The sequence below is a fragment of the Neoroseomonas marina genome (genome assembly GCF_012927745.1).
Taxonomy (GTDB): Bacteria; Pseudomonadota; Alphaproteobacteria; order Acetobacterales; family Acetobacteraceae; genus Neoroseomonas; species Neoroseomonas marina.
Genome location: NZ_JABBKX010000001.1, coordinates 939,168 through 951,505 on the forward strand (window position 1 = coordinate 939,168; position 12,338 = coordinate 951,505).

Below are 12,338 nucleotides of genomic sequence, written 5' to 3' on the forward strand. Positions count from 1 at the left end.
CGCCCTCTTGCGCTCTCCCGGCAGGGGCCGAAAGGCCCCCTGCACCCCATCACCTTCCGAGGCGCGACGCCAGGTAACGGTTTCCAAAGGCCCTTCGGCCTTTGATGGGGGGTCGAGGGGGGCAAGGCCCCCCTCTCCTCGCATCAGGCCGTCAGGTACCGCGCCGTCAGGTGGTCGATGAAATCCTGCGGATCGAGCGGCTTGCCGGTTGCCGCCCGCAGCAGGTCCTGGAACCCCAGGAACGACCCCTTCGCGTGGACGTTCGTTCGCAGCCAGCCCAGCAGCGGCGCCATGTCCCCCCGTGCCAGCGCGGCATCCAGCCCCGGTTCCGCCGCCCGTGCCGCCTTCATCAGCTGCGCCGCGGCCATGGCGCCGAGGGTGTAGGAGGGGAAGTAGCCGAAGGCGCCATCGTGCCAGTGGATGTCCTGGAGGCAACCCTTGGCGTCGTCCGGCGGGGTGATGCCGAGCATGGCCTGCATCCCCTCGTTCCAGGCGGAGGGCAGGTCGGCGACCTCCAGCGTCCCGCCGATCAGCGCGCGTTCGAGGCGGAAGCGCAGGATGACGTGGGCGGGGTAGGTGATCTCGTCAGCGTCGACGCGGATGAAGCCGCGCTCCACCCGGCGCCAATGGCGGGCGAGGTTCGCCGCCTCGACGGACGCAGGCTCGCCGCCGAAGGCCGCGTGCAGCTCGCGGCCCAGGAAGGCGAGGAAGGCATCGGACCGGCAGGCCTGCATCTCGACGATCAGGGACTGGGATTCGTGCGCGGCCATGCCGGCCGCCTCGCCGACCGGCTGGCGGGCATAGGCCGCCGGCAGGCCACGTTCGTAGAGCGCGTGCCCCGTCTCGTGCAGCACGCCGAGCAGCGCCTTCGCGACGTCGTGCTCGTCGTAGAAGGTCGTCAGGCGCACATCCTGCGGCGTGCCGCCGCAGAACGGGTGCAGCGATTCGTCGAGCCGCGCATGGTCGTAGTCGAGCCCGATCCGCGCCGAGAGGTCGCGGCAAAGCCGCCGCTGGATTTCGACCGGGAAGGGCCCGTTCAGCGGCAGCGGCGCGGGCTTCGCGGCCTGGATCGCCTCGGCGCGCGGCAGCGCGTCCTTGAGGAAGGCCTCGTAGGCGGCGAAGACCGGTTCGACATCGGCGGCCGTCACGCCGCGCTGGTAGCCGTCCATCAGCGCGTCGTAGGGATCCATGGACAGCGCGGCGCCCAGCGCCCGCGCCGTCTCGCGCTGCAGGCGCACGACCTCGGCCAGGGCGGGGCGGACATGGGCGAAGTCGGCGCGTGCCTTGGCCTCGCGCCACAGCTTCTCGCAGGCGGAATTGGCGCGCGCGGCCGCTTCCACGAGTTCGGTCGGCAAGGCGGTGGCGCGCGCATGGGCGCGCTCCATCAGCGCGAAGTTCGCTTCCTCCCACGCGCCTTCGGGATGCGCGATCTCGAGGTCCTCCTCGACCACCGGTGCGGTCAGCAGTTCATGCGCGAGGCCGGCGAGCGCGGCGAGTTGTTCCCCGCGCGATTCGCCGCCGCCCGGCGGCATCATCGCGCTCGCATCCCAGTGCAGCATGGACGCCGCCTCGCCGAGCGCGGCGATGCGCGCGAAGCGGGCCTTCAGGCGGAGATAGGCAGCATTCTGCATGGGCGCGTCACTCCTTCAGCCGCCGCCGCGCCCAGACGAGGAAGACCCCGACCAGGGCCAGCGCGGTGCCGTACCAGGTGATGGCATAGCCGAGATGGTTGTTGGTGGGCCGCGGCAGGGCGCGGTCCGCCTCGGGCAGGCCGGGCCGGTCGTCGATCGCGACCAGGGTGAAGGGCGCCACGCGGCCGAGATCCAGCGCCGCGCCGATCGTCTGCGGGTCGTAGGTGTAGAAGCGCCGCGCCACGGGATCGTCGGCAGGCGCGAAGAACCCGGCGGTCTCGCCGGGCCGCACCCAGCCGGCGACGGCGACCTCGCCTTCGGGATGGTCCACGGGACGGTCGCGCTCGAGCGGCACCCAGCCCCGGTCCACCAGCAGCGCGGGCGCGCCCTCGCGCTGCAGCGGTACGAGGAGGCGCGCACCGAGGGTCGTGCCGCGGACCTCGAGGCCGACCAGGGCCTCCCGCGCATTGTCGAAGCGGCCGGTGGCCTGGACCTTGGCGAAAGGTTCCGGCCGGTCGGTGAGCGGGACGGGCGGGCCGGCCTCGGCCGCGTCGATGCGCGCGAGCAGGTCGGTCTTCCAGGCCAGCCGATGCGCCTGCCAGGTGCCGAGGCCGACCAGCACGGCCAGCAGCACCAGCGTCGTTGCCGCCGGGACCGCGAGACGCCGCGCGGCGCGGGAGAAGGACATGCGGCCTCAGCGGTCCTGGCCGCGGTGGCGCCACTGCAGCGCGACCAGCGCGGCCTTCGCGACGCGCATGGTCAGCAGCGAGAACGGCAGCACCAGCGCCGGCCACAGCACCGCATGGACCCAGAGCGGCGGTTCGAACTTCACGTCGACCCAGATCGCCGCGATCACCGTCACGGCGCCGATGACGAAGATGCCGGCAACCGCCGGCCCGTCCCCCGCATCGTGGCCCCGCAGGTCGAGGCCGCAATGGTCGCAGGTCTCGCGGATGTCGAGCAGGCCGCGGAACAGCTTGCCCTTGCCGCAGCGCGGGCAGCGTCCGAGCAGCGCGGCCGTCACCAGGGAAGATCCTTCAGCCACCGGAAGCCTCCAGCAGGAGCCCGAAAACGACACCGGCCGGACCCACAGGCCCGGCCGGGAAACATTGTGCGCCGAAGGGCCGGCCTGCGGCCGCCAGCGTCCCCGCCCGGGGCGGTCAGTGGTGCGCGATCTCGCCGGCGCCGAGCCAGTAGATGCAGACGAAGAGGAACAGCCACACCACGTCGACGAAGTGCCAGTACCAGGCCGCCGCCTCGAAGCCGAAATGCCGCTCCGGCGTGAAGTGGCCCTTGATGGCGCGGAACAGGCAGACCAGCAGGAAGGTCGTGCCGACCATCACGTGGAAGCCGTGGAAGCCGGTGGCGAGGAAGAACACCGAGGGATAGACGCCGCCCGAGAAGGCGAAGGGCGCCATCGAGTATTCCCAGGCCTGCAGCGACGTGAACATCAGGCCCAGCGCCACGGTGATCGTCAGCGCCTGGATCGACGCCTTGCGGTCGTTCTTCAGGATCGCGGCGTGCGCCCAGGTCACCGTGGTGCCCGACAGCAGCAGGATCATGGTGTTGAGGAAGGGCAGGCCCCACGGGTCGAAGGTCATGACGCCGTGCGGCGGCCACACATGCGGCACCGCGGAACCCGACACGTGCTCGGGATACAGCGCGAAGTGGAACCAGGCCCAGAAGAACGCGACGAAGAACATCACCTCGGAGGCGATGAACAGCGTCATGCCGTAGCGCAGGCCGAGCTGAACGACTGGCGTATGGAGGCCCGGGGTGCGTGATTCCCGCACCACGTCGCGCCACCAGAAGAACATCGTCGACAGCACGCCGAGCACGCCGAGCCCGAACACCCAGTGGATGCCGTTATGGGCCCACAGCACGATGCCGAGGACGAGCGCGCCGCCGCTGAAGGACCCGACCAACGGCCACGGCGACGGATCCACCAGGTGGTAGGGGTGCTTGTAATGGGGTGCGCCGTTGCCGTGCGCCGCGTCGGCGGAAGGGGTGCTGGCCATCGGGTATCCTGGACTCCGGGTCGCGCGCCAACGGCCGGGGCCACCGGTGCGCATCGCGCCGCATCAATCCCGAAAAGGCCGGGAGGATCAAGCCCGGCAGCGTCATGACGGGCAGGTTTTGTGCAGGGCGCGGCCGGTTGGCCGCAGGGTCAGTTCGTGCGCGAACCGGCCCGGCCGACATGCGGCCCGGCGCTGGCCACCGCACCGGCGCGTTGCGCATCCTCGATGGTGCGGAAGAAGGTGTAGTGCAGCGTGATGGTGGTGATGTCGCGGGTGTTCGGATCCTCGGCGATCTTCGGATCGACCCAGAAGGATACCGGCATGTCGACGCGCTGGTTGGGCTCGAGCGTCTGCTCGTCGAAGCAGAAGCAGGCGACCTTGTGGAAGTAGCGGCCGACCTTCTCGGGCGTCACGTTGTAGACCGAGATGCCGGTCACCGGCGTCGCGGCCCGGTTGGCCGCCGTGTAGAAGGCGAGTCCTTCCTCGCCGAGGCGCACCGTCATCGCGGGTTGCTCGGGCTGAAAGCGCCAGGGCAGGTTCGGATGGGTCGTCGCCGCGAAGCGGACGGTGATGGTCCGGTCGGTCGCCCCAGGGGCCTCCTGTCCGCGTTGGACGGTACCGTTGTAGCCCGTCACCCGGCAGAACAGGTTGTAGAGCGGCACCGCTGCGAAGGAGAGCCCGACCATGCCGCCCACGGTCCCGAAGGCCATGAGGGCGGTGCGGCGGTTCTTGCGGGAGAGGTCGTCGCGATCCATCGCGCCTTCAATGGTCCTTCGGAGCGGCCGGCGCAAGCGTCAGCCGCGCAGGATCCGGGACATGCCGACGAAGTAGAAGATGACCGTCAGCGCCAGCAGGGCGAGCATGATGGCGATGTTGCGCCCCCGCCGCCGCTTCTCGAACAGGGCGCGTTCCTCGGGCGTCATGCGCCGAACACCAGCCGGTCGACGGCCAGGGCCGCGAACAGGATGAACAGGTACGACAGCGAGAAGCGGAAGCAGGCCCGCGCGGGGGCGTCGCGGGTCAGGCTGCGCCCGGACCCATCCTGCGGGTCCCGCAGCACGGCCACGGCATGGCGAAGGAACATCACGCCGAGAACGGCCGCCACCGCGGCATAGGCGATGCTCGAAAAGCCGACCAGCCACGGGGCGAGGCTCAGGGGGGCGAGCAGCACCGTGTAGATCAGGATCTGGCGGCGGGTTTCCCTGGCGCCCGCGGTGACCGGCAGCATCGGCACGCCGGCACGGGCGTAGTCGTCATGCGCCCAGAGCGACAGCGACCAGAAATGCGGCGGCGTCCAGACGAAGATGATGGCGAAGAGGAGCAGCGGCACCAGCGTCACGTCGCCGGTCACCGCGGCCCAGCCGATCACCGGCGGGAAGGCGCCCGCGGCGCCGCCGATGACGATGTTCTGCGGCGTCCGGCGCTTGAGCCACATGGTGTAGACGAAGACGTAGAAGGCGATGGACCCCGCCAGCACGACGGCCGCCACGGTGTTCGTCACCATCCACATGACGGTGACGGATCCGACCGCGAGCAGCACGCCGAAGCTGAGCGCCGCCCCGGGGGCGATGCGGCCGTCCGGAATGGGACGCTTCGCCGTGCGGCGCATGACCGCATCGATGTCGCGATCGTACCACATGTTGATGGCACCGGCCGCACCCGAGGCCACGGCGATGCACAGGATGGCGCTCACCGCCATGACCGGGTGCATGGACAGCGCGCCCGGCGCCACCAGCAGCCCGACCAGGCCCGAGAAGACCACGAGCGACATCACGCGCGGCTTCAGCAGCGCGACCCAGTCGCTGACTTCCGACATGTCGTAGGAAGCAGGAAGGGGGGCAGCGCCCCCCTGTCCCGGTTCCATGGCGGTCTCGCTCATGGCCGCTCCGTTCAGGCCGCGTCCATTACCGGACGCGGGGCAGTTCGTCGAAGGTGTGGAAGGGCGGGGGCGAGGAGACCTGCCACTCGAGCGTCGTCGCACCCTCGCCCCACGGGTTGGCCGCGGCCTTCTCGCCGGAACGGAAGGTCAGCCACACCACGTAGATGAAGAGCAGCAGCGAGGCGGCCGAGATGTAGGCCCCGATCGAGGCCAGCATGTTCCAGCCCCACAGCGCCTCCGGATAGTCCGGGTAGCGGCGCGGCATGCCCTGGTTGCCCGAGAAGTGCATCGGGAAGAAGGTCAGGTTCACGCCGATGAAGGTCATCCAGAAGTGCACCTTGCCCCAGAACTCGGGGTACTGCTTCCCGCTCATCTTGCCGATCCAGTAGTAGAAGCCGGAATAGATCGCGAAGACGGCGCCGAGGCTGAGCACGTAGTGGAAGTGCGCCACCACGTAGTAGGTGTTGTGCAGGATCTGCGTCAGCGGGGCATTAGCCAGCACCACGCCGGTCACGCCGCCCACGGTGAACAGAAAGATGAAGCCGATCGCGAAGAGCATCGGCGTCCGCAGGTCGATCGACCCGCCCCACATCGTGGCGATCCAGGAGAAGATCTTGATGCCCGTCGGCACGGCGATGACCATCGTCGCGGCCATGAAGTAGGCGCGCGTGTCCACGTCGATGCCCGACTGGAACATGTGGTGCGCCCACACGATGAAGCCGACGAAGCCGATCGCGACCATGGCGTAGGCCATGCCGAGGTAGCCGAACACCGGCTTGCGGCTGAAGGTCGACACCACGTGGCTGATGATGCCGAAGCCCGGCAGGATCATGATGTAGACTTCGGGGTGGCCGAAGAACCAGAACAGATGCTGGAACAGCACCGGGTCGCCGCCGCCCTCGGGGCGGAAGAAGGCCGTGCCGAAGTTGCGGTCGGTGATCAGCATGGTGATCGCGCCGGCGAGCACCGGAACCGCCAGCAGCAGCAGGAAGGCGGTGACCAGCATCGACCACACGAACAGCGGCATCTTGTGCAGGGTCATGCCCGGTGCGCGCATGTTCAGGATGGTGGTGATGAAGTTCGCCGCGCCAAGCAGCGAGGACGCGCCCGCGAGGTGCAGCGAGAACAGCGCCAGGTCCATCGACATCGAGGGGTGGTAGGTGCTGTCCGACAGCGGCGGATAGATCGTCCAGCCGGCGCCCGGGCCCTCGCCCACGAACAGCGAGGCGCCGAGCAGCAGGAAGGCCGGCACCAGCAGCCAGAACGAGATGTTGTTCATGCGCGGGAAGGCCATGTCCGGCGCGCCGATCATGATCGGCACGAACCAGTTGCCGAACCCGCCGATCAGCGCCGGCATGACGACGAAGAACACCATGATCAGGCCGTGGGCCGACACGAAGGTGTTCCACATCTGGCCGTTCGCGAAGAACTGCAGACCGGGCTGCTGCAGCTCCATGCGCATCAGCACCGACAGCCCGACGCCGATCACCCCCGCGAAGAGCGCGAAGATGATGTAGAGCGTCCCGATGTCCTTGTGGTTGGTCGAGAAGAGCCACCGCGCCACGAAGCCGGGCGTGTGGTCGTGGTGGTCGTCGTGATGCGCGTCGGTTGCGGTCGCCATCGTTCTTCCTCCGGGTCGCGCCTTAGCGGCGCGCCTCCGCGATCTGCAGGGTCTCGGTCTGGGCAGGGGCCGGGGCGGCGGCGATCGCCGGCGCCTCGGTGCCGTCCGCGCTGGCGAAGCGCGTGCGCGCCTCGGCGACCCACTTGTCGAAGTCCTCGCGGCTCACCGCGCGCACCGCGATCGGCATGAACCAGTGGTTGGTTCCACAGATCTGGTTGCACTGGCCGTAGAAGACGCCCTCGCGGTCCGCACGCATCCACGTCTCGAGCGCACGGCCCGGGATCGAGTAGCGCTGCACGCCGAGCGCCGGGACGAAGAAGGAATGGATCACGTCGCGGCCGGTCGTGATCACGCGGATATTGGCGCCCACGGGGATCACCAGCTCGTTGTCGACCGCGAGGCGGAACAGGTGGCGACGCTCCGGCGGGAGCTGATCCTCGGCCAGCGGATAGCTGTCGAAGTTGAAGTTGCCGTTATCGGGGTAGGTGTAGTTCCAGTACCACTGGCGGCCCTGCACCGAGATCGTCAGGTCCGCGTTCGGCGTCCGGTCCTCGTAGTAGATCAGGCGGAAGGACGGGATCGCGATCACCACCAGGATCAGCACGGGAACGACGGTCCAGGCGACCTCGAGCAGCGTGTTGTGGCTCGTCGTCGACGGGTTCGGGTTCGCCGAGGCGCGATAGCGCCACACGCACCAGACCAGCAGCGCCAGCACGAAGATCGTGATGACGACGATGATGCCGAACACCAGATTGTTGAAGTGGTGGATCGCTTCCTTGATCGGGCCGCCCGCTTCCTGCAGGCCCATGCCCCAGGCATGCGGCGCACCCACCATGCCCTGCGCCATCGCCGGCGCCGCCGCCATCGCCAGGACCACCGCGGCGATTCCGCCGATCACGGCCCAGATGCGCTTACCGTCGCTCAACCGCATCACCATTCCCCGGGCGTGCTGGCCACGCCGACTTGAACCATCCTGCGTCGCGGGCCAGGCCGGTGCCACCGGCGCGGCCACGCGCACGCCGCACACCAAGGGCGCACGACGCGCGCGGACCATAGTCGGCCCACCCCGCACCGCACAAGTGAGCACGCCCCGCTTCCTGCCAATGGCTGTGGCCGCGAAACGATCGGCCATGCCGGGGAGTCAGGTCTCGGCCTCGGCCGAATCCTCTTCGCTGACGTGATCGACCATGTCGGTGAGCATCGACCGGATGTGCTCGTCGCCGACGACGTAGAAGACCTGGCGGCCGCGCCGCTCCGCCTGCAGCAGGCGGGCCGCGCGCAGCAGTCGCAGGTGATGGGACGCCAGCGAGGCGGAGATGCCCAGGCCCTCCGCCATCTCCCCCACCGCGGCAGGCGCGTCGAGGCAGGCGAGGATGATCTTCAGGCGCGTCGGGTCGCTCATCAGGCGGAAGGTCTCCGCCAGTTCGACCACGAGGTCCTCGCCGGCCCGCTCCCGGGCGCGCATGCCCATTGTCCTGAGCCCTCCCGCGACCAGCCTCGCCTGCCGGCAGGCCGGCGGCAAGCCGGCCGTCAGGGGGAGGACGTGACGGCCGGCGCCAGCGCCGGCGACTTGGCCGCCGGATGGGAGGGATTGCGGAAGCGCAGTTCCCCCTCCGGCGCCGCGTCAGGCGGCACGAAGCCGAACATCTCCATGCGGGACGCACAGACCGCCGCCACCACGGGGCGTGCCGACGCCTCGGTCAGGAAGCGCCGGGCCGCGCCCTCGAGTTCGAGCGTCTCCCGCAACGAACGCCATTCCACCTTCTCGAGGTCGTCCACGAAGACGGAAAGGATGCCCGGGGCACTGCCGGTCAGGCGCGACTCGGCGGCCAGGCGCATCCGGGTCACCACCGCGCCCGCCACCGCGTTCTCGCGCCCGGCCCGCGCCGCCATGACGAAGACCGAGCCGCCCGCGCTGTCCGCCGTGACGGCGAGATGCGCCTCGGGGCCGAACTGCTCGCGCAGGCGCTGGGGCAGCGCCGGCCCGGCCTGGGCGCCGGCGAGCACGAGGGGATCGAGCTTCAGCACGGCGTCGGCGCTGGAATCCTGGCGGCGGCGATCCGCCAGCAACGCCATGATCCGGGACTGCAGCTCGGCCGCCTTGGCCGGCCCGGACAGGCCCTCGGGCAGCGTCATCTTGAGCAGGTAGCGGCCGGGATGGGCAGCGAGCCAGGTCTGCAGGCCCGGATGGACCCGATCGACCAGGGCACACCAGTCGCCGCGATGGACCGGACGGCCTTCCTCGGCCGAGACGGTCTCGCAGACGACCTCGGCCACGGCGCCGCCGCGGGAGATGCGCAGGTCGAACGGCGCGCCCTCGGCGAGGCCCGCGAAGTCGACGCTGAAGCCGCGCTCGCGGTAGCGCGCCGCGGTGCGGAGCAGGTGGCACAGCGGAATCAGCGTCTGCTCGCCGGTCAGGCCCTCGAGGATCAGGGCGCGCAGCCGGGCGCGCGGTTCTTCCGGAAGGGTCCGGGCGAGGCGCACCGCATCCTGCGCGAAGGCAAGCACCTGCCGCTCCGCGGGGCCGAGGCGCTCCGAGCCGCGGCCTTCGGCCACCCGGGCCAGCACGAACTCGACGGCATGGCGCTGTTGCGCGGCGCGGCCCGACAACGGCCCCGACTGGGCGCGACGTCCGAGCTCCGCGAGGCGCGACGTCCAGGCGCGCCGGCCGGCCAGACGCAGAAAGGCGGCGGAAGAATTGGGGTCCGGGGAAGTCTCGGCACTCGGCATGGCTCACCTCGACGCGCGGCGGCCCCGAGGGGCCTCGTTCACCCGCCGGAGGGAATGCCGGCGTGCTGCAGGATCTGCCTAGCCATCCTCAGGCGCCCGCCCCCGGGGGGTCGGTCGCCGATGCCGGTCTTGGTGCCGGACACTCACTCCTACCAAGGATTGACGGGGGGCCGTCAAGGCATGCTGACAGGATCAGCGCCGCTATCGTGGCATGGGCGCGATCGACGCGCGGTCGGCCCGCGCCCAGTCCGGCCAGCCGACGACCCGCTCCACGGCCACCAATGCCAGGGCGGCGCCGATGGCGACGACCATGATCAGCAGGTGCGTGCGGGATGGAGGACGGCGCATCCATTGCGCCGCCTGGACAAGGATCCTCGCGACGGGATCCACGCCTCAGCCGCCCACGGCGCGGAGAACGATGCCCTCGGTGAGGAGCTGCGGCAGCACGTCCGGCGCGCCGCCGCCCGCCGGATAAACGAGATAGAGCGGCACCCCGTCCCGCCCGTGGGCGCGCAGCAGGGCCGTGATCGCCGGATCGCCGGCCGTCCAGTCGGCCTTGAGATAGGCGATGCCGCGCGCGGCGAAGGCGGCGCGGACCGCCTCGGCCCGCAGGGCGACGCGCTCATTCACCTGGCAGGTGATGCACCAGGCCGCGGTGGCGTTGACGAAGACCATGCGGCCCTCGGCCTGCAGCGCCGCGACCCGCTCGGCGCTCCAGGCCTCGGCGCCTGGGCCGGGCGCGGCGGCCTCGGCCGGGGTGGCGGCGATGCGCGGCAGCAAGGCCAGGGCGCCGATGACGCCCAGGGCGGCGGCGGCGAGGGCGAGGCGCGACCCGCCCGCCCGCTGCGCCTGGCCCAGCGCCCAGGCGCCGAAGGCGATCAGCAGCCCGCCGGCGAGCACCGCCAGCACCGCGTCCGGCCCGCCCTGCTGCGCCAGGACCCAGACCAGCCAGATCGCCGCGGCGAACATCGGGAAAGCGAGGAACTGCCGCAGCCGCTCCATCCAGGGCCCTGGCCGCGGCAGCCGCCGGGCAAGACCAGGGAAGACCGCGAGGACTCCGTACGGCGCCGCGAGCCCCAGCCCGAGGGCCAGGAAGACCGCCATGGCCGACGGCGCGTCCATCGCGAGCGCCGCGCCGAGCGCGGCCGCCATGAAGGGCGCCGTGCAGGGCGTGGCCACGAGCACCGCCAGCCCACCCGTCGCAAAGGAGCCCAGATGGCCGCCCCGCGCGGCGATCCCGGCGCCGGCGCCCACCGTCCGGCCGGCCTCGAACACGCCGGCGAGGTTCAGCCCGACCCCGAGCATCAGCCACGCCATGGCGGCGACGAAGCCCGGCGCGGTGAACTGGAAGCCCCAGCCTGCCGCCGCCCCGCCCGCGCGGAGCCCCAGCATCAGCCCGCCCAGGGCGGCGAAGGCGACAAGCACGCCGGCCACATAGGACAGCGCATGGGCACGGACCTTGCCGCGCGCCTCCCCCGACATCCGCGCCAGTGCCATGGCCTTCATGGCGAGGACGGGGAAGACACAGGGCATCAGGTTCAGGATCAGCCCGCCCAGCAGGGCGAACAGCGCCGCCTGCCACAGCGGCATGGCGGTGGCCACGAAGGGCATGACCGGCGCGGCGACCTCATAGGCGACGCGTCGGCCGCCGCCATCGGTCACCAGCAGCACGCCGTCGAGCGAGTCCGGGACCGACGCGCCCCCGACGGGCGTCAGCGCCAGGTCGAGCCGGCCTGGCGCCAGCGCCATCCTCTGGGGCGCGACGTTGTCGAGCACCCCCTCCCGCGCCGGCAGGAAGACAGCGCTGCGCACCGTCTCGCGCGACAGGCCCGGGCCTTCGAGGACCAGCGAGCCGCCGCCGGACCCCAGCGCCAGCTGCGCCTGCCACGGGGAGGGCCGCGGCACGGCCTCGGCCGCCGCGGCGAAGAGCGGTGCGGTCGCGGGATCCGGCTGCGCCTCGGCCGCGACCGGGATGTCGAGCCGGAAGGCACCTTCCTCGGGGATGCAGACCTGTTCGCAGACCAGCCATGTGGCGCGCGCCTCGACCGGCAGGCTGCCGCCCACCGGCAGCGAGGCCGGCAGGCGCACCCGCATCGGCAGCAGCACCTCATCGTGGTAGCCGAAATTGACCAGCGGGCCGTATTCGATGCGCTCCGGCGCCGGCCAGGCGATCGGGCCGACCGTGGCGCCCTCCGGCAGGGTCAGCGTGACTTCCGGCGGGGCACCCGCATCGCCTGCGTTGCGCCAATAGGTATGCCAGCCGGGGGCGAGGCGCAGCCGGAGGCCGATCGAGACCTCCCCGCCGGGCGACACCGCCGCCTGGTCGGCCATCAGCACCGCCACGGCGCGGTCCGAACGCACCGGCGCGCTTTCCGCCCCCAGGGCGGCGGCGGGCAGCAGCATCAGCAGTGCGGCAAGGGACTTCAGCATCGCGCGCATACAAGGTCCGGCCGGCGACG

13 protein-coding genes are annotated in these 12,338 nt (G+C 71.1%); all 13 read right to left on the reverse strand.

The window, feature by feature from the left end; all coding sequences use genetic code 11:
• Window positions 1–143 precede the first annotated feature (143 nt).
• Window positions 144–1,631, reverse strand: coding sequence for a carboxypeptidase M32 (locus GWK16_RS04645; RefSeq protein ID WP_170052736.1), 1,488 nt, complete (start codon window positions 1,629–1,631; stop codon window positions 144–146).
• A gap of 7 nt (window positions 1,632–1,638) precedes the next feature.
• The gene (locus GWK16_RS04650; RefSeq protein ID WP_170052737.1) at window positions 1,639–2,319 is read right to left on the reverse strand and encodes an SURF1 family protein; all 681 of its coding nucleotides are present in this window, start codon (window positions 2,317–2,319) and stop codon (window positions 1,639–1,641) included.
• Window positions 2,320–2,325: 6 nt separating this feature from the next.
• The gene (locus GWK16_RS04655; protein ID WP_168043030.1) at window positions 2,326–2,676 is read right to left on the reverse strand and encodes a DUF983 domain-containing protein; all 351 of its coding nucleotides are present in this window, start codon (window positions 2,674–2,676) and stop codon (window positions 2,326–2,328) included.
• A gap of 115 nt (window positions 2,677–2,791) precedes the next feature.
• The gene (locus GWK16_RS04660; RefSeq protein ID WP_170052738.1) at window positions 2,792–3,649 is read right to left on the reverse strand and encodes a cytochrome c oxidase subunit 3; all 858 of its coding nucleotides are present in this window, start codon (window positions 3,647–3,649) and stop codon (window positions 2,792–2,794) included.
• Between the two features lie 149 nt (window positions 3,650–3,798).
• Window positions 3,799–4,404, reverse strand: coding sequence for a cytochrome c oxidase assembly protein (locus GWK16_RS04665; protein WP_170052739.1), 606 nt, complete (start codon window positions 4,402–4,404; stop codon window positions 3,799–3,801).
• Window positions 4,405–4,443: 39 nt separating this feature from the next.
• Entirely contained in the window at window positions 4,444–4,572 is a 129-nt protein-coding gene (locus tag GWK16_RS25500) for a hypothetical protein (protein WP_277613540.1), read from the reverse strand.
• The gene (locus tag GWK16_RS04670) at window positions 4,569–5,528 is read right to left on the reverse strand and encodes a heme o synthase (protein ID WP_170052740.1); all 960 of its coding nucleotides are present in this window, start codon (window positions 5,526–5,528) and stop codon (window positions 4,569–4,571) included. Before GWK16_RS04670 ends, GWK16_RS25500 begins: the two co-directional genes overlap by 4 nt.
• Before the next feature lie 25 nt (window positions 5,529–5,553).
• The gene (gene ctaD, locus GWK16_RS04675) at window positions 5,554–7,149 is read right to left on the reverse strand and encodes a cytochrome c oxidase subunit I (RefSeq protein ID WP_170052741.1); all 1,596 of its coding nucleotides are present in this window, start codon (window positions 7,147–7,149) and stop codon (window positions 5,554–5,556) included.
• Between the two features lie 22 nt (window positions 7,150–7,171).
• Window positions 7,172–8,080, reverse strand: coding sequence for a cytochrome c oxidase subunit II (gene coxB / locus GWK16_RS04680; protein WP_170052742.1), 909 nt, complete (start codon window positions 8,078–8,080; stop codon window positions 7,172–7,174).
• A gap of 210 nt (window positions 8,081–8,290) precedes the next feature.
• Window positions 8,291–8,614: an ArsR/SmtB family transcription factor gene (locus tag GWK16_RS04685; RefSeq protein ID WP_170052743.1), complete on the reverse strand. Its 324-nt coding sequence runs from the start codon at window positions 8,612–8,614 to the stop codon at window positions 8,291–8,293.
• A 65-nt stretch (window positions 8,615–8,679) separates the two neighbouring features.
• Entirely contained in the window at window positions 8,680–9,879 is a 1,200-nt protein-coding gene (locus tag GWK16_RS04690) for a hypothetical protein (protein ID WP_170052744.1), read from the reverse strand.
• Between the two features lie 201 nt (window positions 9,880–10,080).
• On the reverse strand, window positions 10,081–10,227 hold the full coding sequence (locus tag GWK16_RS04695; RefSeq protein WP_170052745.1) for a hypothetical protein: 147 nt from the start codon (window positions 10,225–10,227) through the stop codon (window positions 10,081–10,083).
• Between the two features lie 45 nt (window positions 10,228–10,272).
• Entirely contained in the window at window positions 10,273–12,309 is a 2,037-nt protein-coding gene (locus GWK16_RS04700; protein ID WP_170052746.1) for a protein-disulfide reductase DsbD family protein, read from the reverse strand.
• Window positions 12,310–12,338: the final 29 nt, after the last annotated feature.